The 23,625-nt window shown below is 66.7% G+C and carries 16 protein-coding genes; 2 read left to right on the forward strand and 14 right to left on the reverse strand.

From position 1 onward, the window contains the following. Nucleotides 1–25: 25 nt before the first annotated feature. The 10 genes from A5699_RS03445 to A5699_RS03490 form a co-directional block, all read right to left on the reverse strand. Nucleotides 26–1,654: an acyl-CoA dehydrogenase family protein gene (locus tag A5699_RS03445; RefSeq protein ID WP_067765372.1), complete on the reverse strand. Its 1,629-nt coding sequence runs from the start codon at nt 1,652–1,654 to the stop codon at nt 26–28. A gap of 53 nt (nt 1,655–1,707) precedes the next feature. Beyond that, a complete protein-coding gene (locus A5699_RS03450) occupies nt 1,708–2,865 on the reverse strand; it encodes a hypothetical protein (RefSeq protein ID WP_231965553.1) in 1,158 nt (385 codons plus the stop codon). A 91-nt stretch (nt 2,866–2,956) separates the two neighbouring features. Beyond that, on the reverse strand, nt 2,957–4,093 hold the full coding sequence (locus tag A5699_RS03455) for a phosphatase PAP2 family protein (RefSeq protein WP_067765375.1): 1,137 nt from the start codon (nt 4,091–4,093) through the stop codon (nt 2,957–2,959). Nucleotides 4,094–4,159: 66 nt separating this feature from the next. Further along, nucleotides 4,160–4,912 (reverse strand): deoxyribonuclease IV, encoded by a 753-nt coding sequence (locus A5699_RS03460; protein WP_067765450.1) that lies wholly within the window; start codon nt 4,910–4,912, stop codon nt 4,160–4,162. A 236-nt stretch (nt 4,913–5,148) separates the two neighbouring features. Next, nucleotides 5,149–9,102: a DNA-directed RNA polymerase subunit beta' gene (locus tag A5699_RS03465; RefSeq protein ID WP_067765378.1), complete on the reverse strand. Its 3,954-nt coding sequence runs from the start codon at nt 9,100–9,102 to the stop codon at nt 5,149–5,151. Nucleotides 9,103–9,138: 36 nt separating this feature from the next. Continuing rightward, nucleotides 9,139–12,657 (reverse strand): DNA-directed RNA polymerase subunit beta, encoded by a 3,519-nt coding sequence (locus A5699_RS03470; RefSeq protein WP_067765381.1) that lies wholly within the window; start codon nt 12,655–12,657, stop codon nt 9,139–9,141. A gap of 518 nt (nt 12,658–13,175) precedes the next feature. Next, nucleotides 13,176–14,270 (reverse strand): ABC transporter ATP-binding protein, encoded by a 1,095-nt coding sequence (locus tag A5699_RS03475; RefSeq protein WP_067765384.1) that lies wholly within the window; start codon nt 14,268–14,270, stop codon nt 13,176–13,178. 192 nt (nt 14,271–14,462) lie between these two features. Then, nucleotides 14,463–14,855 carry a 50S ribosomal protein L7/L12 gene (rplL, locus tag A5699_RS03480; protein ID WP_067765388.1) on the reverse strand — a complete coding sequence of 131 codons (393 nt, stop codon included), beginning with the start codon at nt 14,853–14,855 and terminating at the stop codon, nt 14,463–14,465. Between the two features lie 51 nt (nt 14,856–14,906). After that, nucleotides 14,907–15,434, reverse strand: a complete 528-nt coding sequence (rplJ, locus tag A5699_RS03485) for a 50S ribosomal protein L10 (RefSeq protein WP_067765391.1) — start codon at nt 15,432–15,434, stop codon at nt 14,907–14,909. Nucleotides 15,435–15,709: 275 nt separating this feature from the next. Beyond that, nucleotides 15,710–16,162, reverse strand: a complete 453-nt coding sequence (locus tag A5699_RS03490) for a DUF1772 domain-containing protein (RefSeq protein WP_067765394.1) — start codon at nt 16,160–16,162, stop codon at nt 15,710–15,712. Between the two features lie 66 nt (nt 16,163–16,228). On the opposite strand from A5699_RS03490, the gene A5699_RS03495 reads away from it, so the two are divergent. Next, complete coding sequence (locus A5699_RS03495) at nt 16,229–16,657, forward strand: helix-turn-helix domain-containing protein (protein ID WP_067765397.1); 429 nt, start codon at nt 16,229–16,231, stop codon at nt 16,655–16,657. On the opposite strand, the gene A5699_RS03500 is transcribed toward A5699_RS03495, so the two are convergent. From A5699_RS03500 to A5699_RS03515, 4 genes are read right to left on the reverse strand one after another with little or no spacing between them, the layout of a single operon-like run. After that, the gene (locus tag A5699_RS03500) at nt 16,558–17,454 is read right to left on the reverse strand and encodes an ROK family protein (protein WP_067765400.1); all 897 of its coding nucleotides are present in this window, start codon (nt 17,452–17,454) and stop codon (nt 16,558–16,560) included. The genes A5699_RS03495 and A5699_RS03500 overlap by 100 nt on opposite strands. Nucleotides 17,455–17,466: 12 nt before the next feature. After that, nucleotides 17,467–18,081, reverse strand: a complete 615-nt coding sequence (locus A5699_RS03505; protein WP_067765403.1) for a malonyl CoA-ACP transacylase — start codon at nt 18,079–18,081, stop codon at nt 17,467–17,469. Further along, on the reverse strand, nt 18,078–22,214 hold the full coding sequence (locus A5699_RS03510) for an NEW3 domain-containing protein (RefSeq protein WP_067765406.1): 4,137 nt from the start codon (nt 22,212–22,214) through the stop codon (nt 18,078–18,080). The genes A5699_RS03505 and A5699_RS03510 overlap by 4 nt, the downstream gene beginning before the upstream one ends. 9 nt (nt 22,215–22,223) lie before the next feature. Continuing rightward, nucleotides 22,224–22,991, reverse strand: a complete 768-nt coding sequence (locus A5699_RS03515; protein ID WP_067765410.1) for an endonuclease/exonuclease/phosphatase family protein — start codon at nt 22,989–22,991, stop codon at nt 22,224–22,226. Nucleotides 22,992–23,056: 65 nt separating this feature from the next. Here A5699_RS03515 and A5699_RS03520 point away from each other — a divergent pair, with 65 nt between their 5' ends. After that, nucleotides 23,057–23,605: a hypothetical protein gene (locus A5699_RS03520; protein WP_067765413.1), complete on the forward strand. Its 549-nt coding sequence runs from the start codon at nt 23,057–23,059 to the stop codon at nt 23,603–23,605. Nucleotides 23,606–23,625 lie beyond the last annotated feature (20 nt).

Below are 23,625 nucleotides of genomic sequence, written 5' to 3' on the forward strand. Positions count from 1 at the left end.
TTGCGTCTGCTCGGCAGCGCAACTGTCACCCCTTGACCAGCGCTCGCTCGAGGATCGGTGCCAAGTCCAGCCCGGTCGGCAGGGTGCCGAACGCCTGACCCCACTGCCCGCCGAGCCGGCTGGCCAGGAACGCCTCGGCCACCGCCGGATGGCCGTGCCGCACCAGCAGCGCGCCCTGCAGCGCCAGCGAGATGTCCTCGGCCACCTTGCGACCGCGGTACTGGATGGTCTCGAAGTCACCCAGGTCGGTCTGCAGTGTGGTGACGTGGCGGTCGAGCCGCGGATCTTGTCCAGCGGTCTGGGCGAGCTCGTCGAACAGCACCTCGACACTTTGCGGCCGGGTTGCCATGGCGCGCAAGGTATCCAGCGCACTGACGTTGCCCGAGCCTTCCCAGATGCCCATCAGCGGCGCTTCGCGATACAACCGCGGCAGGCCAGAATCCTCGACGTAGCCGTTGCCGCCCAGGCATTCCATCGCCTCGGCGGCGTGCGGTGTGGCGCGTTTGCACACCCAGTACTTACCGGCCGCCAGACCGATGCGGCGCAGCAGGGCCTCCCGCTCGTCACCACGGACGGCCTTGTCGGTGGCACCGGCCATCCGCATCGCGAGCATGGTCGCGGCCTCGGCCTCCACCGCCAGGTCGGCGAGCACGTTGCGCATCAATGGCTGGTCGATCAGGTAGGCGCCGAAGGCCTTTCGATGCTGGGCGTGGTGCACTGCGCGGGTCAGACCGCTGCGCATGCTGGTGGCGCTGCCCAACGTGCAGTCCAGGCGGGTGAGGTTGACCATCTCGATGATGGTCGGCACACCGCGGCCCTCCTCGCCGACCAGCCAGGCCGTCGCGCCGTCGTATTCGACCTCGCTGGAGGCGTTCGCGTGGTTGCCGAGCTTGTCCTTGAGCCGCTGCAGAAACATCCGGTTGCGGGTGCCGTCGGGCAGGATGCGCGGCAGGAAGAAACAGCTCAATCCCCCCGGGGCCTGCGCGAGCACGAGGAAGATGTCGCCCATCGGGGCCGAGGTGAACCACTTGTGCCCGGTGAGGCGGTAGGTGCCGTCGCCGTTGGGGGTGGCCTGGGTGGTGCCGGCGCGGACGTCGGAGCCCCCCTGCTTCTCGGTCATCGACATGCCCGCGGTGATCCCGGCCTTCGTCGTGGCGAGCTTGAGTTGCGGATCGTAGACCCGGCTGGTCAGCAGCGGCTCGTAGGTCGCGGCCAATTCCGGGTTGAACCGCAGCGCGGGCACCACGGCGTAGGTCATCGAGATCGGACAGACATGCCCGGGCTCGACGGTCCACACCGACATCTTGGCGGCGCGCACCACGTGCGCCCCTTCGCGCTCGTCGGCCCACGGGGCACCATGCAGGCCGTGGGTGACGGCCACATTCATCAGCTCGTGGTAGGCCGGGTCGTATTCCACCTCGTCGACCCGATGCCCGTAACGGTCATGGGTGTGCAGCACCGGCCGGTTGCGGTCGGCCAGCTCACCCCAGCGTTGAGCTTGCGCGCTGCCGTTGATCGCGCCCAGGTCGTGAACCTCGTCGACGCCCCACTGGCCGCCTTCGCGGATCAGGGCCTCGGCGAGCGCGGGCGAGGTAGCCGGGTTGTAGTCCTCCAGTGGGGGGACCTGATTGGTGACGACGTGAGTATCGACCATGCACCCAGTGTTACAAATCTCCGACAACCGCACAATAGTTGTAATGCCGGCGCTCAGGGAGTCGGCGCCTTTCGCGGCGGCGGCACGTTGTCGGCCCCGCGCACACCGTTCAGCACCGACTGCCCCTGCTGATCGATGAGCCTGGTGAACAACTGCTGCGCATAACCGAACACCAAGCCCCAGGCCAGGATCTGGGCCGAGGTGTCCAGCGCATTCAAACCCGGCACGAACTGGCCCCGCATCAGCAGCAGCCCGAGGAACGCCGTCAACGCGCCCGTCGGCAACTTGAGCGCAGCCAGTGCCACGGGGATGCCATAGCGTTCCGACGAGCCGCGGACATGACTGATCGCGGCTGCCGCGGCAATCGCCGCGGCGACGAGACCGATCAGCTCGACCACGATGATGTCCGTGGGTTTGGCGGTATCTGCCACGACGTCGTCGATGTCGATTCCTTTGCCCGGTGCCCCGGCCCGAAGCGGGGTGAACGGTGCGGACTGGTTGGTCGGGCACACCACCATCTGCTCGGAGGCGTCCTGCGGCGCGAAACAGAGCGGCATCAACGTCGGGTTTCTCAGGCCGATCACCGCAAGCGCCACCACCAACATCGACAGCAGCACTGTGGTGCTGACGACGATGTTGCGGAAACTGCGCAACCGGATGTTCTCCCGTAATGCCGCCGAGCTGGCCGCCCGCACCGTCGCCACGATCTGGTCGCGCGCGGCGTCAACCTTCTCCAGCGCCGTTGCGCGGTCGGTGTTCACGTTGCGCACCAAGCGCTCGAATTCCTGCCGCCCCGGATCGCTCGAGCGGAGATGACGCTGCACGTGCCGGGTGAGCGAGGGCATCTGACCCAGCAGATAGTCCGCGGGTGCGAGGTTGAGCAATTGCGCCTCGGCGGCATCGAGGTTGCTCATCGCGCGTTCGAGCAGAGGACCGTTGCGCGACAGGCATATTCGCCTGCCCAACTCAGGTTTACGGCCCGTCGCCGCGTCTCTGGCCGCGTTGAGGTGACATTTGATCGCCTTCGACAGCGCCGCATCGACGTCGCGTGAGCTGGTCTGGGCCAGGAAGTCGGTCAACGTCTCCAGTTCGTAGGCGCGGGTCAACGTGCCTTCCCGCCACGCCACCCACACCGGTCCCCCGACCGGCCGGACGGCATCGATGCGGGGCAACGGCTTTGGCGTCGCTCGCGGCGCCTCGGTGGTGATCACGATCTGCCTCCTCACCCGCTCGGCGATGCAGGTGAGCGTAAGTTCCACCGGTCTCGATCAGCACGCGTAGTGCACTACTCGATGCGGCCGGTCAGCGTGATGTGCCCGCCGGTTCCGGGCCGGGATCCTTCAGCAGGTCTTCCGCCACCTTGGGATCGGCCACCGAAGTCCGCATCTTCCGCGCTTCGTAACGATGGAGCGCAAACAGCACCACCCCCGCCAAAGCCCAGCCGAGCAGGATGTCGATCACGTAGTGCTCGGCGGTGTACACCAACGTGAAGGCCATGATCAGCGGATAGGCCACCAAAAACGGCCGCCAGCCCCGGTTGACCCGGTTCCACAGGAACACCGCGACCGCGGCGGTCAGGCCCGCGTGCAGTGACGGGATCGCCGCGACCAGGTTCACGCTGGCCTGGCCCTGGTCGATCAGAGCGGTGGCGGTGTGCAGGTTCAGCTTGCCCCAGCCACGGGTGACGATCCGTTCGATCCAGTCGTGCGCGCCGTTCTGGCTGTCCTGCATGGCACCCAGCAGACCGCCGTCGGCGGCCTCCCGCGCCGAGCGGAACATGCAGCGGGGTCCGGACGGTCCGCCGTCGACGTCGTCGGCGGTGCAGCGCGCCGCAGCCCACGGCGGTGCTGCCGGCAGCAGTGCGTAGATGGCCAGCGCCACGAACGACAACCCGACGAACAACCGCACGAACCGCTTCCACTCCTCACGGTCACGCAGCCAGAGCACCCCGGCCACGACGTACGGGAGGATGAAAAACGACATGTAGACCGTGCTGATCACCACTTCCCACCAGGGCGGGTGCAGTTGCTTCAGCCGCTCCTGCAACCACACCGTGGGCACGGTGCCGAAGAACAGCCAACGATCGGCATCGACCTGCCAGTGCCACAGCGTCGGCCGCCCCACCAGGGTGGCCGCGCCGCGGCTGAGGTCGTAAGCGGCCAGCACGACAGCGAACGGCAACCAATCCCGGATCACGTAGAGCATCCGTCGCCCCTGGCCGATGCTGGTGGCCAGCAGGCCGGTGGCGATGTAGAGCAGCAAAAGCTCGCGGTTGAACGCGAAGCCGTCGGTGACGGTGCGGTAGACGACGACCGCGGCCCAGGTCAGAATCGCCGCATACCGCAGCATGCGCAGCCGGCGAGCACGCGTGTCGGTGCTCCATGGCGCTGACGCTTCGTCAGGGGCCTCGTCGGTTACCGAGTCGTCAACCGCGGTCACAGAGGTGACGTTAGTTCACCTAGACGTCACGACGCGGTTGAAAACGGTTCAGGTTCTCTAATGCGGTCAGCCGGCGTGCTCACGCAGGAAGGCGATGTCGTCCTTGCGTCCGGCCTCGGCGGTCTCGCAGATCACCGGCGCGTCGGCCGCCTTGACCACCGCGGCCAGCAACTGCGGATCGATCTGACCGGCACCGAAGTTGGCGTGCCGGTCGGCGCCGGAACCGGCCGCGTCGCGAGAATCGTTGCAGTGCACCAGATCGATGCGCCCGGTGATGGCCTTGATCCGGTCCACCGCGTCGATCAGGGCCTCCCCCGCCGCCCAGGCGTGGCACGTGTCCAGGCAGAAACCGATCCCCTTGTTCCCGATGCTGTCCCACAACCGGGCGATGGTGTCGAAATGCCGGGCCATGGCGTGGTCGCCGCCGGCGGTGTTCTCCAGGTACACCGGCACGTCGGTCTTCAGGTAGTCCAGCGCCTTGGCCCAGCGCTCGAACCCGGCCTCCATGTCGTTGTCATCGGCATGCCCACCGTGCACGATCACCGCCGTCGCCCCGATCTCGGCAGCCGCGTCACAGGTGTCCTGCAGAATCTTGCGCGACGGGATCCGGACCCGGTTGTTGGCCGAGGCCACGTTGATCAGGTACGGAGCATGCACATACAACGGCACGGTCGACGCCTTGAGAGTTTCGGCGTCCTCACGGGGCTTGGGCTTCTTCCAGCTCTGCGGGTTGCCGAGGAAGAACTGGACGACGTCGGCCCCGTCGGCGGCAGCCGCGGCCAATGGGTCGGTGTTGTCTACATGCGAACCGATGAGCACCCCGCCAAGTCTAGAGAGGGCCTTTCGCGACATCACTTCCATCAGCTGTCGGTGGGTGGCCACACCACCGTTGACGGCGAACACCTCATCGATGAACACCCTCTGATAGTCATTGCACTTCCACCGCTGCGAAAGTTTCCGGCCGCGCAGCCTGGGGATAACTTGCCGACCAGACGCAGATGTCCCCGACACGCCGGGCGTGCGGGGACATCTGTGTCTGCTCGCGCAGCTACGCGCTAGCGGTAATCCGAGTATCCGTAATCGTCCAGCGGCACCGCAGCACCAGTGGCCTGGCCGAAGTCCGGGCTGTAGTACTGATCCTCGTAGGACGGGATCGTGTACGCCGCAGCGCGGGCCTCTTCGGTCGGCTGCACCTGGATGTTGCGGTAACGGTTGATACCGGTACCGGCCGGGATCAGCTTGCCGATGATCACGTTTTCCTTCAGACCCTGCAGCTTGTCGCTGCGGCAGTTGATCGCCGCATCGGTCAGCACGCGAGTGGTCTCCTGGAACGACGCCGCCGACAGCCACGAATCCGTGGCCAGCGATGCCTTCGTGATACCCATCAGCACCGGACGTCCGGCCGCGGGCTCGCCGCCCTCGGCCACCACGCGACGGTTCTCCGACTCGAACTCGGCACGCTCGGTCAGCGAGCCGGGCAGGAACTCCGTCGAGCCCGAATCGATGATCGTGACGCGACGCAGCATCTGCCGGACGATGACCTCGATGTGCTTGTCGTGGATCGACACACCCTGGGCCCGGTAGACCTCCTGGACCTCCTTGACGAGGTGGATCTGCACCTCGCGCGGGCCCTGGACACGCAGCACCTCGTGCGGATCGGCGGAGCCTTCCATCAGCTGGTCACCGACCTCGACGTGGTCACCGTCGGACAGCACGCCTTCGGAGCCGTCCTCGTGGGTGATCACGCGCAGGCGCTGACGCTTGGAGAGCTTGTCGTAGACAACTTCCTCGCCACCGTCGTCGGGAACGATGGTGATCTTGAAGAACTTGTCGCTCTCCTCCAGCCGGACCCGGCCCGCGACGTCGGCGATGGGCGCCTTGTTCCGCGGAATACGGGCCTCGAACAGCTCCTGCACACGCGGCAGACCACCGACGATGTCGGCGCCACCGGTAACACCACCCTGGTGGAAGGTACGCATGGTCAGCTGGGTACCGGGCTCACCGATGGACTGGGCGGCGACGATGCCGACGGCCTCGCCGATGTCGACCAGCTTGCCGGTGGCCATCGAGCGGCCGTAGCACTTGGCACACACGCCGGACGCCGAGGCGCAGGTCAGCACGGAGCGGACCTTCACCTGCGTGATGCCGGCTGCCAGCAGCGCGTCAATCGCCGGGTCGCCCAGGTCATGGCCGCGCTCGATGACAACGTTGCCCTTGTCATCGACGGCGTCGGTGGCCAGGGTGCGCGCGAACGCACTGGTCTCGACGTGGGCGTCGCGGATCAGCGAACCATCGGGACCGCGCTCGGCCAGCGTGACGATGATGCCGCGCTCGGTCTCACAGTCGGTCTCGCGCACGATGACGTCCTGCGAGACGTCCACCAGACGACGGGTCAGGTAACCCGAGTCGGCGGTACGCAGCGCGGTGTCGGCCAGACCCTTACGGGCACCGTGGGTGTTGATGAAGTACTCCAACACCGTCAGGCCCTCGCGGAACGAGGACTTGATCGGGCGCGGGATGAACTCACCCTTCGGGTTGGTCACCAGGCCCTTCATACCGGCCAGGGTGCGGGTCTGGGTGAGGTTACCCGTGGCGCCCGACTTCACGATCGTGATGATCGGGTTGTCGGCCGGGTAGTACTCCTCCAGCGCCTTACCCACCTCTTCGGTGGCGTCCTGCCAGATCTTGACCAGCGACTCGTTGCGCTCGTTGTGGTTCAGCGCGCCGCGCTGGTACTTGCGCTCGATCGCCTCGGCCTCGGCCTCGTGCCGCTCCAGGATTTCCTGCTTCTGCGGCGGCACCAGCACGTCGGCCATCGAAACCGTGACACCCGAACGGGTGGCCCAGTGGAAGCCGGCGTCCTTGAGCTTGTCGACGGTCTGCGCCACCACGATCATCGGGAAGCGCTCGGCCAGATCGTTGATGATCCGGGCCTGGACCTTCTTGTGCATCTGCTCGTTGACGAACGGATAGCCCTTGGGCAGCAGCTCGTTGAACAGCACCCGGCCCAGCGTGGTCTCCGCGGTCCAGGCGTCGCCCGGCTTCCAGCCGTTCTCGAACAACTGCGCCTCGAGGTCGGCCGGCGGACGCGCATCGGTCAGCCGCACCTTGATCTTGGCGCGCACCGACAGCGCACCACGGTCGAGCGCCATGATGGCCTCGGCCGGGCTGCTGTACACACCCTGCTCGGCGGCATCCTTGGCGGCCGGCACGTACTCGCCCTTGTCCCCCTCGACGAGGGTGGTCAGGTAGTACAGGCCGGTCACCATGTCCAGACGCGGCATGGCCAACGGCTTGCCCGACGCCGGGGACAGGATGTTGTTCGACGACAGCATCAGGATGCGGGCCTCGGCCTGCGCCTCTGCCGACAGCGGCAGGTGCACGGCCATCTGGTCACCGTCGAAGTCGGCGTTGAACGCCTCACACACCAGCGGGTGCAGCTGGATGGCCTTGCCTTCCACCAGCTGCGGCTCGAAGGCCTGGATACCCAGGCGGTGCAGCGTAGGTGCACGGTTCAGCAGCACCGGATGCTCGGCGATGACCTCTTCGAGGACATCCCACACCTGGGGACGCTGACGCTCCACCATGCGCTTGGCGCTCTTGATGTTCTGCGCGTGGTTCAGGTCGACCAGACGCTTCATCACGAACGGCTTGAACAGCTCCAGCGCCATCAGCTTGGGCAGACCGCACTGGTGCAGCTTGAGCTGCGGACCGACCACGATGACCGAACGGCCCGAGTAGTCGACGCGCTTACCCAGCAGGTTCTGACGGAAGCGGCCCTGCTTGCCCTTGAGCAGATCGGACAGCGACTTGAGCGGACGGTTGCCCGGCCCGGTGACCGGACGGCCACGACGGCCGTTGTCGAACAGCGCGTCGACCGACTCCTGAAGCATGCGCTTCTCGTTGTTGACGATGATCTCGGGCGCGCCCAGATCGATCAGTCGCTTGAGCCGGTTGTTGCGGTTGATCACGCGGCGGTACAGGTCGTTCAGGTCGGAGGTGGCGAAGCGGCCACCGTCGAGCTGAACCATCGGACGCAGCTCCGGCGGGATCACCGGAACGGCGTCGAGCACCATGCCCAGCGGCGAGTTGCCCGACTGCTGGAAGGCCGCGACGACCTTCAGCCGCTTGAGCGCACGCAGCTTCTTCTGTCCCTTGCCGCTGCGGATGGTCTCGCGCAGCGACTCGGCCTCGGCCTCGATGTCGAAGGTCTCGATGAGCTTCTTGATCGACTCCGCGCCCATGGCACCGGTGAAGTACTCGCCGTAGCGATCCTGCAGCTCGCGGTACAGAACTTCGTCCACGATGAGCTGCTTGGGGGCCAGCTTGGTGAAGGTGGTCCAGATCTCGTCGAGCCGGTCCAGCTCACGCTGGGCCCGGTCGCGGAGCTGGCGCATCTCACGCTCACCGCCGTCGCGCACCTTGCGGCGCACGTCGGACTTGGCACCCTCGGCCTCGAGCTCGGCCAGGTCGGCCTCGAGCTTCTGGGCCCGGGCCTCCAGGTCGGCGTCGCGCTGATCCTCGACGGCCTTGCGCTCGACGGCCATCTCGGCCTCGAGCGTGGACAGCTCGTTGTGGCGCATCTCGTCGTCGACCGAGGTGATCACGTAGGCCGCGAAGTAGATGATCTTTTCCAGATCCTTCGGGGCCAGGTCGAGCAGGTAGCCCAACCGCGACGGGACACCCTTGAAGTACCAGATGTGCGTGACGGGTGCGGCCAGCTCGATGTGGCCCATCCGCTCACGACGCACCTTGGCACGGGTCACCTCGACGCCGCAGCGCTCACAGATGATGCCCTTGAAGCGGACGCGCTTGTACTTGCCGCAGTAGCACTCCCAGTCGCGAGTCGGTCCGAAGATCTTCTCGCAGAACAGGCCGTCCTTCTCCGGCTTGAGCGTGCGGTAGTTGATGGTCTCCGGCTTCTTGACCTCGCCGAAGGACCAGTTACGGATGTCGTCCGCGGTGGCGAGGCCGATGCGGAGTTCATCGAAGAAGTTGACGTCTAGCACGTAACTCCCTTTCCCCTTGCGGGTGTTGAAACTTGACTAGGCCAGGTCTTCGACAGATGCGGATTCGTTGCGGGACAGGTTGATTCCGAGGTTGGCAGCGGCACGCTCCAAGTCCTCGTCGTCACCGTCACGCATCTCGATCGCAGCACCGTCAGAAGACAGGACCTCGACGTTGAGGCACAGCGACTGCAGCTCCTTGAGAAGCACCTTGAACGACTCGGGGATACCGGGTTCGGGGATGTTCTCGCCCTTGACGATCGCCTCGTACACCTTCACGCGGCCCACCGTGTCGTCGGACTTGATGGTCAGCAGCTCCTGCAGCGTGTAAGCCGCACCGTAGGCCTGCATGGCCCAACATTCCATCTCACCGAACCGCTGACCACCGAACTGCGCCTTACCACCGAGCGGCTGCTGGGTGATCATCGAGTACGGGCCGGTGGAGCGGGCGTGGATCTTGTCGTCCACCAGGTGGTGCAGCTTGAGGATGTACATGTAGCCGACCGTCACCGGGTACGGGAACGGTTCACCACTGCGGCCGTCGAACAATGTCGCCTTGCCGTCGGCGTTCACCATCACGTCGCCGTCACGGTTGGGCAGCGTCGAGCCGAGCAGACCGGCCAGCTCCCCTTCCTGGGCACCGTCGAACACCGGGGTGCTGACGATGCTGTCGGCCGGGGCCGAGTACAGGTCCTCGGGCAGCTTGCCCGCCCAGTCCGGCGTCCCGGCGGCGACGTCGATGTTCCAGCCGGCCTTGGCCACCCACCCGAGGTGGGTTTCCAGGATCTGGCCGATATTCATACGACGCGGCACACCGTGGGTGTTCAGGATGATGTCCACCGGGGTGCCATCGGGCAGGAACGGCATGTCCTCGACGGGCAGGATCTTGCCGATGACGCCCTTGTTGCCGTGGCGTCCGGCGAGCTTGTCGCCGTCGGAGATCTTGCGCTTCTGGGCCACGTACACGCGGACCAGCTCGTTGACGCCGGCAGGCAGCTCGTCGTCATCCTCGCGGCTGAACACGCGGATGCCGATGACCTTGCCGGACTCACCGTGGGGCACCTTCAGCGAGGTGTCGCGAACCTCACGGGCCTTCTCACCGAAGATGGCACGCAGCAGGCGCTCTTCCGGGGTCAGCTCGGTCTCACCCTTCGGGGTGACCTTGCCGACCAGGATGTCGCCGTCGCGGACCTCGGCACCGATGCGGACGATGCCGCGCTCGTCGAGATCGGCCAGCACCTCGTCGGAGACGTTCGGGATATCCCGGGTGATCTCCTCGGCGCCCAGCTTGGTGTCGCGGGCATCGATCTCGTGCTCTTCGATGTGGATCGAGGTGAGCACGTCCTCTTCAACCAGACGGTTGGACAGGATGATCGCGTCCTCGTAGTTGTGGCCTTCCCACGGCATGATCGCCACGAGCAGGTTCTTGCCCAGGGCCATCTCACCGTTCTCGGTGCACGGACCGTCGGCGACGACCTGGCCGGCCTCGACCCGCTGGCCGGCGTCCACGATCGGACGCTGGTTGGCGCAGGTGCCATGGTTCGACCGGGCGAACTTGCGCATCCGGTAGGTGTGCCGGGAGCCGTCGTCGGCCATCACGGTGATGTAGTCGGCGCTGACCTCTTCGACCACGCCGGCCTTCTCCGAGACGATGACGTCGCCGGCGTCGATCGCGGCGCGCAGCTCCATGCCGGTACCGACCAGCGGGGCCTCGCTGCGCACCAGCGGAACCGCCTGGCGCTGCATGTTGGCACCCATCAGGGCACGGTTGGCGTCGTCGTGCTCGAGGAACGGGATCATCGCCGTCGCGACCGACACCATCTGGCGCGGTGAGACGTCCATGTAGTCGACCTGGTCGGCCGCCACGAACTCGACCTCGCCGCCCTTCTTGCGGACCATGACGCGGTCTTCGGTGAAGCGCCCGTCGGCGTCGGTCGGCGAGTTGGCCTGCGCCACGACGTGGCGGTCCTCCTCGTCGGCGGTCAGGTAGTCGACCTGGTCAGTAACGACCCCGTCCACAACCTTCCGATAAGGCGTCTCGATGAAGCCGAACGGGTTGACCCGGGCGTACACCGACAGCGAGCCGATCAGACCGATGTTCGGACCCTCAGGGGTCTCGATCGGGCACATGCGGCCGTAGTGGCTGGGGTGCACGTCGCGGACCTCAAGGCCGGCACGCTCACGGGACAGACCGCCCGGGCCCAGCGCCGACAGACGACGCTTGTGGGTCAGACCCGACAGCGGGTTGTTCTGGTCCATGAACTGCGACAGCTGGCTGGTGCCGAAGAATTCCTTGATCGCCGCCACGACGGGACGGATGTTGATCAGGGTCTGCGGCGTGATCGCCTCGACGTCCTGGGTGGTCATGCGCTCACGCACGACGCGCTCCATGCGGGACAGGCCCACGCGGATCTGGTTCTGGATCAGCTCGCCGACGGTACGCAGACGACGGTTACCGAAGTGGTCGATGTCGTCGACTTCGACCGGGACCTCGACGCCGCCCGGGACGGTCATCGTGGTCTGGCCCTCGTGCAGGCGCACCAGGTACTCGATGGTGGCGACGACGTCTTCCTCGGTCAGGGTGGTGGAAGTGAACGACTGGGCACCGTCCTTCCCGTGCAGGCCCAGCTTCTTGTTGACCTTGTAGCGGCCGACGCGGGCCAGGTCGTAGCGCTTCTCCTTGAAGAACAGGTTCTCCAGCAGGGTCTGCGCAGACTCCTTGGTCGGCGGCTCGCCCGGACGCAGCTTGCGGTAGATGTCCAGCAGCGCCTCGTCGGGACCGGCGGTGCTGTCCTTCTCGAGGGTGCCCATCATGATCTCGGAGAAGCCGAAGCGCTCGGTGATCTGCTCGTTGGTCCAGCCCAGCGCCTTGAGCAGCACGGTGACCGGCTGACGACGCTTGCGGTCGATGCGCACGCCGACGGTGTCGCGCTTGTCGACGTCGAACTCCAGCCACGCACCGCGGCCGGGGATCACCTTGACGCTGTGCAGCGTCTTCTCGGTGGACTTGTCGATGCTCTCGTCGAAGTACACACCGGGAGAGCGCACGAGCTGGCTCACCACGACACGCTCGGTGCCGTTGATGATGAAGGTGCCCTTCTCGGTCATCATCGGGAAGTCACCCATGAAGACCGTCTGGCTCTTGATCTCACCGGTGTTGTTGTTGATGAACTCGGCCGTGACGAACAGCGGGGCCGCGTACGTCATGTCCTTGTCTTTGCACTCGTCGACCGGAGCCTTGACCTCGTCGAAGCGCGGGTCGGAGAAGCTCAGCGACATCGAGCCCGAGAAATCCTCGATCGGGGAGAGCTCTTCGAGCACCTCTTCGAGCCCGCCTTTGGGGTCGGTCTCACCGCGATCGACGGCCTTCTGCCGCCATTCGTCCGAACCCACGAGCCAGTCGAAAGAATCGGTCTGAACGTCCAGAAGCCCCGGAACCTCAAGCGGTTCACGGAGCTTGGCAAATGAAACTCGGTTCGGTGCTCCTGGGACGGAGTTATTGGTGTTAGCGTTCGCTGTGCTCTGGCTAGAGACTGCCAAGATGCATCCTTCCAGCACCTCATGCGACTGTCCGGAGCGCTTCCGAAAATCCGGTTGCCGGTCCGTTAGGCCGCGATTCTGCGTCGGTTCGGCTGGCTACTTCCTGCTTCAGCCTGTCCGAAACCCATACGCACGGCACTAAGGACTAGGTGCTGAGCAATGCTCAGGCTAGAACTACGATGTGCAGGTCAGGTGAGATGGGCAGGATGCAGCCAGCGCAACGTCCAACGATAGCGCACGTCCGCCAGTTATTCAACGAGCATTCCTCGACCACCACACATCCACTGCATGAAACGGATCACTCGGCGCTGGCTGGCGTCCCTCAACCCTTCACGCATTCTGCCCAACAGATTGGCCTGTCCGGGGCCTTCCGTCAAGGGGTGACGCGCGGTTTCATGCGGCGAAATGTTGTCTGAACTGCAGTTCCCGCGCCGACCGACTGCCTACCGCCGCCCCGTGGGCTCCGGCCGCAGGTCAGCTCCTGCTCCACGACACAAATCAGGCCGGGCCCGCGGGCCCGGCCTGATTGACGAAACTCAGCTCTGCTGCGTCTGCTGCGGTACTTCGATGGCGCCGGTCGGGGCGTCGTCCTCGACCACGCGGTGGTGGCGCGTCGTCGGCTCGTCACCGAACTCGTGCACCGCGTACTTGTGGGTGCCGTCGAGGTCGTCGAGGATCGCGGCCTGGGCAGCCGGCGGCAGGGTGTGCAGGATCTCGCGCACCCGGGCCTGACGGCGGGCCACACCCTGACGCTCGGGCATACCCGGGGTGGCGGTCAGCTGCGGCGGCACGCCCTCGATCTCCTCGACACCACCGTCATGCTGGCCACGGTCGAGCATGGCCTGCTCGGCGGCCGCGGTGGCCTCGTCCTTCTCCTCCGACATGCCGATCGGGCCGATGCGGCGGCCGTTGAGGAACTGCTTGACGACGGGCTCCTCGCTGGTCAGCAGCACCTCACGCGGGCCGAACATGACCAGCTGCTTGCGGAACAGCATGCCGATGTTGTCGGGCACGGTGCGGGCGATGTTGATGTTGTGCGTCACGATCAGCACCGTGGCGTCGATCTGGGCGTTGATGTCGATCAGCAGCTGGGACAGGTACGCGGTACGCACCGGGTCGAGACCGGAGTCCGGCTCGTCACAGAGGATGATCTGCGGGTCGAGCACCAGGGCGCGGGCCAGGCCGGCACGCTTGCGCATACCGCCGGAGATCTCGCCGGGGAACTTGTGACCGTCGTTGGGCATACCGACGAGCTCGAGCTTCTCCATCACGATGTTGCGGATTTCGCTCTCGCTCTTCTTCGTGTGCTCACGCAACGGGAAGGCGGTGTTGTCGTAGATGTTCATCGAGCCGAACAGCGCGCCGTCCTGGAACAGCACACCGAACAGTGTGCGGATCTCGTAGAGCTCCTTGGCCGAGCACTGCAGGATGTCGGTGCCGTCGATGACGATCGAGCCGCGCTCGGGGCGCAGCAGGCCGATCAGGGACTTCAGGAACACCGACTTACCGGTACCCGACGGGCCCAGCAGCACACTGACTTCGCCGGCGGGAATCGACATCGTGACGTCTTCCCAGATCTTTGACGATCCGAAAGATTTACTCAGCCCCGTCACATCGATTTGGACGCCCATCAAAGATCCTTCCGCCTACGGCTCACCCCGCCACCTGCTGCGGCCTGTGGCTTGAGTCACCATAGCGCACGGCGTACCACCCACACGTGCTTGTCCCTATATACCCCGTGCACTTTCAGTCCAATCCGGCGTGAACAGCAAAGAACCCCCGAATCCGAGGGGATTCGGGGGTTCTCGCAGTCCAGTGGTGAACTACTTGACGGTGACGCTGGCGCCGGCGGCCTCGAGCTTGGCCTTGGCGTCCTCGGCGGCCTCCTTGGAGACCTTCTCCAGCAGCGGCTTGGGAGCGCCGTCGACCAGATCCTTGGCTTCCTTCAGGCCCAGGCCGGAGACGATCTCGCGGACGACCTTGATGACACCGATCTTCTTGTCGCCGGCACCCTCGAGGATGACGTCGAATTCCGACTGCTCCTCGCCGGCCTCGGCGGCACCGCCGGCGGCGGCACCCGGGGCAGCGGCGACGGCGACCGGAGCGGCCGCGGTGACCTCGAAGACCTCTTCGAACTGCTTCACGAACTCAGAGAGCTCCAGCAGGGTCATTTCCTTAAAAGCGTCGAGCAGTTCGTCGGTGGACAGCTTGGCCATGGTGATGGTCCTTCCTGATTTTTCTTACAGATGTGTGGGTGGATTGTGCGGTTAAGCGGCTTCTTCGCCGGCCTTCTTCTCCTGCAGCGCCGCGGCGAGGCGGGCCACCTGAGAAGCGGGAGCGTTGAACAGGCCTGCGGCCTTGGACAGGTTGCCCTTCATGGCACCTGCCAGCTTGGCGAGCAGCACCTCGCGGGATTCGAGATCGGCGATCTTCTCGACCTCGGCGACGGACAGCGCCTTGCCGTCCATGTAGCCGCCCTTGATGACGAGCGCCTTGTGGTCCTTGGCGAACTTCTTGATCGCCTTGGCGGCGTCAACGGGCTCACCCTGGACGAACGCGATCGCCGTGGGACCGGCGAACAGCTCGTCGAGACCTTCAATGCCGGCTTCGGACGCAGCGCGCTTCACCAGAGTGTTCTTGGCGACGGTGTACGTGGCGGAGTCGCCGAGGGAACGACGCAGCTCAGCCAGGTTCGCCACAGTCAGCCCGCGGTACTCGGTGACGACGGTGGCCGTCGACGCCTTGAACTGCTCGGCAATGTCGGCAACCGCCGTGGCCTTTTCAGCCTTGGCCATGCATGCCTCCTTGTGGTGGGTATCGGGCGTCCCGCCTCGAACCGCCAACCGGGTGCCGGCCCGGAAATGACGAACGCCCCGACGCAGACAGGTCGGGGCGCACAGATACCCAGCACGAAACTGGTCTAGCCTCGTCCTCCTGCGTGGGCCGCCCGGATATCCGGGACCTTCAACCAATTCGCGCAAGCGCTCACTGGTGACCGACGGTCTTCGGTGGAACTCGACCAGAGTAGCCGAACACCTACCGATCAGCCAAAACGCGTCGCCCCTCGGCGTCAGCGTGCGCCCGCGACCACCAGCAACACAAAGGCCGCCGCCAGCAGTCCGACCCGCACCCAGTGCAGACGGTCCCAGCGACGCACCCACTCGTGGAACTGCGCGACGTCGGTGGCACTGTCCCCGTCACTCCAGGAGCCGGCAGCGACGCGGTTGTTGATCGGCACCAGCGTGGTGAGTGTGATCACGACGATCAAGCCCATCAGCACGATCGCGGTGATGAGCAACGGGGCCGGGTTCCAGACCGCCGCGGCGATCATGAGCCCCACCGCGCCCAGGTACCAGAACGGCATCACCGTCCCGAGGATCCGGCCTCCGCTGCCGCGAGCCTGCCGGTAAGCGGTGTCAGGCAACCGCTGCAGGATCGGGTTGGTGAACGCGGCCACGCCGAACTCGACGCCGACCAGTGGGCCAAGGACGACGACGGCGAGTATTTGTAGCGCTTCTTCCATACATCGACAGTGGTCGCTAAGCTGACAAAAAACAAGGTACTGACAAATTAGTCAGCAAGGAGAGCGATGGCGGTTCCGAAGAAGGAGATCGGCGAGTGCCCGATCGACGCGACGCTGTCGGTCATCGACGGACGCTGGAAGGGCACGATCCTGTGGCGGTTGAGCGACGGGCCGATGCGCACCGCCGAGTTGCGCCGCAGCATCCCCGACATCACCGAGCGCATGCTCATCCGGCATCTGCATGATCTGGTCGACGCTGGGATCATCGACCGTCACGACGCGGGGACGGTGCCGCCCTGCGTGCACTACTCGATCTCCGACTACGGCACGACACTGGCCCCGGTCCTGCAGGCGCTGTGCGACTGGGGCCGCACCCACATGCAGAAGCAGCGCGATCAGCCGCGGGCCAGGGCCGCCGCACCCACCAGGCCGGCATCGCCGCCGAGTTCGGCGGCCACCACGCGCAGCCCACGCAGGAAGTCCAGCCCGGCATAGTGCGCCAACGCTTTTCGTAGCGGGTCGAACAGCAGCGCCCCCGACTTGGCCACTCCTCCACCGATCACCACGAGGTCCAGGTCGCACACCGCGGCCACCGACGCGATCATCGCCGCCACCGCCCGCCCACCACGATCAAAGGCCTTGAGCGCCAACTGATCTCCTAGGCCGGCTGCATCGCCCAGCGCCTTCGCATCGGTACCGGTCCACCCCTGTCGCCGGGCCCACCGCACCATGCTGGGGCCCGATGCAACGGTCTCGACGCAGCCGTGCCCACCGCACGTACACGGCTCACCGCCGTCCGGGTCGACGACGACGTGGCCGACGTGCCCCGCATTACCGGTGCGGCCGTCATACGGCATCCCGTCGAGGACCAAACCCCCACCGATCCCGGTCGACACCACCATGCCGAGCAGGAATTGTGCGCCCCGGCCCGCACCACGCCATTGCTCCCCCAGCGCCATACACAGCCCGTCCCCGCCGAGCCGCACCGGCAACCGCGTCACGGCTGCCACCCGCTCGACAATCGGAAAGTCCTGCCACTGCGGGATGTTGATCGGGCTGATGGTGCCGTTGAGCAGGTGGATCGGTCCGGCCGAGGCGACGCCGACGCCGGTGACCGCGCCACCGGCAATCCGCGAGGTCTCGGCGAGCAACGTCTCGACCACACCCCACACCGTTTCCGCGTCCCCGTCGGGCGTCGGCAGTTGCGACCGATGGACCAGTTCACCGTCCGGGTCGACCAGGCCGGCCGCGATCTTGGTGCCGCCGATGTCGAGGGCCGCTGTGAGTGTCATGCAGGGTCACCTTCAGTGCTTGTGCGTGTTGTCGGGCTGGCGGGGATCACCGGGATGTTCGTAGCCGGGGGCCAGTTGCACCAGTGCCGCACATTGCGCGTCGAGCCATTGCCGAAACGCCTGCCGGCGCACGGCGGCACGCAGGTGCGAGGAAATCTGGTCACGGACCGCGTCCAGCGCCGGCGCGACGGGCGCAGTGTGCCAGCCGTTCGGCCCGCGCCCCGCGATAGCGAAGCGCAGTGGATTCCGGGCGTGATACGCCGCCACCTGCGACTCCGAAACCCGCACTGCCGCAGTCACTTCAGTGAAGACCGCACGGGCCAGGGGGTCCGCCAGCACCGCCGCGGCGACGCTGCCGATCTGCAACCGGGCGGACGTGTCGGGCAGCACCGCCTCCAGCGCCGGGGCACCATCGGCAGTCAGGCCGCGCACTGCCGCCTCCTCGGCCACCACCCGTTCGGCGGTCACCAGCTGTGTGAGCCAGCGGCGCAGTTGACGCCCCTCGCTGGTGCCCGCCCGCGGCAGCGCTGCCGCCCGGTTACCGGCCCGCACCGCGGTTTCCCGATCGTCGATCTCCTTGACCCACACCGGCTTTCCAGCCACCTGGGCCGCCCACGCCGTGTTCATCGCACCGTCACCGTGACCGCCGACGAATAGACCAGCCGTCCGGCACATCCCACCCGGACCAGTGCCCACCATTGCCCCGGCTCCAGCCACGGTGGCGGTGCGACGTCGAACACGATCTCGGCGGTACCGGCCGCGGGGATCTCCGTGCCCACCGCGGCCGGTCCGATCCATTCCCAGGTGCCCCACGGGCTGATCACATGGGCCTCGGCGGACAGGCTGCTGTGCGCGTCGGTGCCGACGGTGACCGACAGCTGCGCGGTCTCGCCGGCCTGGACGTCGACCGGTTGCGGCTCGGAGACGAGGGTGAGCACGTGGTGGCCCGGTTCGCCGACGGTGACGATGCAGACGTCCTCGACCACCTGGCGCCAGGACTGCGGCAAGGCCTCCGCACCGCTGCCGGTCACCGAGAGTTCGGCGCGCAGCGGGTACAGCCCTGGTTCGACAGTGGCCGGGACGCGCAGCAGCACATCGGTTTCCAGATGCTCACCGGGCGGCAGCAGGTAGGGCAGTTCGGTGGGCTGCACCGCCCATCCTGCCGGCGCGTGTAGCCGGATCTGGCCGTGCAGGGCGGCGTCGGTGCAGTCGCTGGCCGCCGTCAGTCGCAGCGTCACATCGGTGCCGGCTTGCGCGGTGACGCCGTCAGGATGCAGGTAGGCGACGGCCGGCAGGCCACCCAACGGGGCGGGGCCGCGGTTGTGCAGCCAGTACCGGGCGTAGAGCGGCTGCGCCGTCTCGGCTTCGGGAGCCAGCTGCTGGTGCTCGCGCCGCAGCACCTGCGGCAGGTTCAATTCCGTCGATATCGTGGCGATCTGGTAGCCGTGCAGGCTCAACCGGTCAGGCTGGTCGGGCACAGGCTCTTCCAGCAGGTTCAGGTTCACCGCGGTGGACACGGTGCGCAGTCCGGAGCGCAGGGTCACTTCGGTGGCCTTGCCGGTGATCTCGATCAACCGGGCAGTTACCCCCGCGGCCGGGTCGGCGCTGCGCGCACTGCCCGACGCCAGCGGATTACCGGTGGCTTTGAGCGCACCGAGTTGCACGACGCCGGCCGGCTCGATCTCCAGCAGTGAGCCCCAGGGCGGCAGCCCGCCGACCTCCTCGGATTGCACGACCACCGGCTGCAGCGGCCGGCTGAATTCCGCGGCGCTCGATGCCACTCCGACCGTGCGCCAATCCCCGATACCGGTGACCAGGGCGTAGTCGAATGTGTGTGTCCAATGCTGCAATTGGAAGTTGGAGCCGTCCGGCGCAGTGCGCCGCGGCGGGTCGATCCACGTGCCCGACGGCCAGCCCGTACAGGACCGCATGAGCGACGTGTGCAGTGTGCCGTCGGGCTCGACGGCGAAGCTCGGCACTCCGCGGTTGAGCAGGGCGACCGTGCGGTCGTCGAACGATTCGACCGCCGACGGCGCCTGCTGGGTGACGGCGATCTCTGCGTCGGCCAACTCGTCCACGGCCGCGTCGAGGTCGCCGGCCAGGATCAGCACCGGCAACGCGCGCACACCGCGCAGATCAGCACCGGGCACCCAGTGGTCGGTCAGGGCCGCCGCGGCGGGCACCCACACTCGCGCTGAGCCGGTCTCCTCGAGCTGCCGTTTGACCTCATCGGCGTAGGACACATCGGCTTCTGCGAGAACTGCGGCAGTGAACGGGTTTTCGTCCGGACCGCCGAGCGAGAAGCGGGCATCGGGCAGGTTCGAGTCCACGCTGAGGTCACCGTAGCGGGGTTTGTCGGCGGCACTGCACGTCGCGGTCACCCCGGCCCGCACCAGGGCCACCATCAGGTTCCGCGGGTCCACTCCCTCGGCGTCGGGGGCGATCACCTCTGCCACTGATACGGCGCGGACATCCGAGCCGATGCGTATCCGCACGGCCGAGGACAGTCCGAACCAGCCGTAGGCCGGATTGTCCAGCGTCCAGGGATGCTGTGCCGCGTCGACGGCAGTGTCGGCGCCGTGTGCGTGCATCAACCCGAACCCGCGCCCGATCACCGCGTCGCCGACCTCACTGACCGGCAGCGCCCCGGGCACCGGGCACGGCCAGCGCAGGCGTACCAGTCGGTCGGCTCCGGTGAACTCGTCGATCGTGGTGCGGCAGTCGACCCGGTCCACGCCGTCCCAGAGCGTGAGGATCTGGGTGTAGCGCAACAGATCTCCGATCCGGCCACGCACGATCACCCGTTGCCCCAGTGCACTGCGGTAGCACTGCACGGACTCGGCCGGGAAGGCCGACGAGCATTGCACGCCCCCGGCGGGCAACAGGTGCCAGGGGCCCTCGCCGGCCTCGGGGTGCGCCGAATACTCCTCGTAGACGGCCAGCTCGTTGCCGACGCGACCGTCGGCAACGAGCTCACGGCCGTCGTCGGTCAATGAGCACACCCCGCCGCCGCGGGCGACGTCCACACGTAACCGGTAGCGCCCGTTGGTGATTTCGGCTCCGGCCAACGGCTCCCATCCACCGCCGGCTCCGTCCCCGAACCGGTAGGACCGCCAGCCCAGGGACGGCATATCGTGGGCCCGCCAGCTGACCGTCAGCCCACCGTGCTCGACGAGCACAGGGACCTCGTTGCCGTCGCTGTCGTACAGCGCGCCGGGAAACGGAGTGTCCAGGTGCACGGTGACGATGTCGGACCGGTTGTGCGCCAGCGTGTTCCACACCACCACGGAACCGTCGACCACTTCGGAGAGCAGGCGCAGTGAATTGTCGCGCGCCGTGACGCCCAATTCCCAGGCGTCCCGCCAGCCCGTCAGCAGGTCGAGATACACCTGATCGGACTCCGAGCCGGTGATGGCGTCGTGGTGGGCGCCGTAGGCCAGTTGCACCCAGGCCTTGGCCAGTGCCGCCTGCGGATAGTCGGCGCCGCCGAGCAGCCCGGCGAACACGGCGAATTTCTCCGCGTCGAGCACCGCGTCCTCGGCGGCCCGGTTGGCCTGCTTGGTGTCGATGTAGGAGACGTCTTTGCCGGTGTAGATCGGGTTCATGTCGCGGGTCTGCGGCGAGGGCGTGATGCCCCGGCACGCGGCCTCCTCCCGCACCGCCGCGAAGAACTCCGATGGCAGCGCACACACGAACTTGGGCCAGGCGTATCGCGCGTTCCAGTCCCGGTGGATCTGGGTGACCCACTTGTTGGGCGGCGTGTAGTCGGTGCCGACGGGCAACAACACGTTGCGGGTCAACGCAACTCGTTTGAGTTTGGCGAACAGCGCGTACGTGGACCCCTCCGCGTCGGCCAGACAGGCGGCGGAGTCCATCCACCATCCGGCCGAGTAGTGCGCGGGCATGTAGTGGGTCAACAATCCGCGGCCCGACGGGGCAATCCACTCGAACTCGCTGGCGAACTGCATCCGCTCGGGGTCACCGTCATGTTGCATCGGCCCCCACTGATGATGTGGCCCGCGCGCCCAAGAACTGGAGGTCAGCCCGGCGTCGGCGGCCATCCCGGGAAACTGCGGATCATGCCCGAACACGTCGAGTTGCCACGCGGTGGCCGGCTTGGCACCCAGTACATCGCGCTGAAAACCCATGCCGTGCACGAAGTTCCGGATGGCAGTCTCGGGACTGGTGAGGTTGGTGTTGGGCTCGTTGTAGGTGCCGCCCATGATCTCGACGCGCCCCTCGGCGATGAACCGGCGAAGGTCGGCCCGGTCCTCCGGGCGGGCGTCCCAGTAGGGCTTGAGGTAGTCCACCTCGGCGAGCACGAACTTGTATTCCGGTTCGCGACGGGCCATTTCCAGGTGGGCGTGGACCAGGTCGAATCCGTTGGTCTGCCGGCACTGGCCGGGCGGGTCTTCGGTCCATACGCTCGTGTAGGCGGCCTGGGTGTTCCACCAGACCGGGTCGTAGTGGAAGTGGCTGATCATGTACATGGTCCAGCCGGGCTCGGCGACGGTGAATTCGAAGTCGGTCGTGTTCACCCGGGCCTGCCGGACCTGCCCCGGCACGCCGCGTTCGACATCGACCGGGACCTCGACGATGCCTTCCCCGGGCGCCGCGACCGCCTCTCCGGACAGTCCGTCGCCGCTGATCCGCACCGGCGTCGGCGCCGTGCAACCCGCGTAGCGCACCCGGACCAGCTGCCGAGGCGCGTCGTCGGGCCCGGCAAACAGCTCCGTCGTCTCCACTGACGTGACGTGCATCGGAAAACCCTACGGCTTGGCGGACACCGGGATGTCGACAACCAACGCCCGGTGATCCGAGATCGCCAGACGCGGTGCGGTGCAGTCCCCGGCGGTCAGGCTCGGATCGTCGGTGAGGATGTGGTCGAGTTGCGTCGTGGGCTCATCGGCCGGGAATGTCGGTGCGCTGCCGAGCGGATGCCAGCGGGCCGGCCGGCCCGGTCCCATGTTGAGGTCCCCCATGAGCAGGCGCGGACCAGGGAAACCCCGCAGATCCCGCACCAGGTGGCGCAGTTGCACCCGGTTCCAGTTCGGGACGAACGACAGGTGGGTGTTGGCTACCGTCATCGGGCCCAGCGGGGTGTCGACACGGGCGACCACTGCCGCCCGCGGTTCCTCGTGGATGATCCGGAACTGCTGGATTCCCGAGACGTACATCGGGAATCGGAACGGAATGCGCGGCAGCCGTACCACCTGCCAGTTCTCCACCGGATACCGCGACAGCAGGGCGATGCCGTAGGCGGCGGTTCCGGGCTGTTCGCTGCCGGTGGCGGCCATCCAGGTGGCGCCCGGTGTTCCGGAGATCGCGGCGACGAACCGGTGGTTCACGGCGTTCATCGCCTCGGCCGCCACGGCGGTCAGGTCGGCCTTTCCCGAACGGGGCTGATCATAGTCGACTTCCTGCAATGCCAGGATGTCGGCGTCGAGTTCGGCCACCGCGTCGGCCAATCGGCTCAGGTCGACGTCGCCGTCGTGGACGCTTCGTCCGTGCAGAATGTTGAAAGTTGCCAGCCGCATGGGTACTCCATACCCACAACTGCATCCGACCACCATGACGATGCCCGAGACCCCGGGATGGCACCGTGCTCGACCGCAACGATGACCTGCGTGACGCGCTCAAACGCGCGGCCTCGGCATTCAAGACGCACGGACCCGACTTCGCGCTGGCCGGTAGCTATGCGTTGTGGGCTTACGGCGCACCCGAGCCGGTGCACGACGTCGATTTCGTCGTGTCCGAAACCGACGCCGAGGCCGCCGAGGTGACGCTGCGCAAGGCCGGATTTCAGATCGTGCACGTGCCCGAAGATTGGTTGTTCAAGGCCTATCCCGACGATGACGTCCTCGTCGACGTGCTCTACCAACTCAACGGGAAGTCGGTGGGCCCCGAACTGCTCGGTTCGGCCGAGGTGCTCGACGTGCTGGCGATCCGGATGCCGGTGTTGCCACCGACGGTGGTGGTGTCGGAGAAACTCCGGTCGCTCAATGAGCACCATTGCGATTTCGCGGCGCTGCTGCCGGCCGCCCGCGCAGTGCGCGAACAGGTGGACTGGGATGCGGTGCGGATCGCGACGGCCGACAACGATTTCGCCGCGGCCTTTCTGATGCTCATCGACCGGCTCGGCATCACCTGATTTCTCCCGCCGAACAGACG

It is taken from the genome of Mycobacterium sp. E802, assembly GCF_001666875.1.
In the GTDB taxonomy this organism is placed as follows: Bacteria; Actinomycetota; Actinomycetes; order Mycobacteriales; family Mycobacteriaceae; genus Mycobacterium.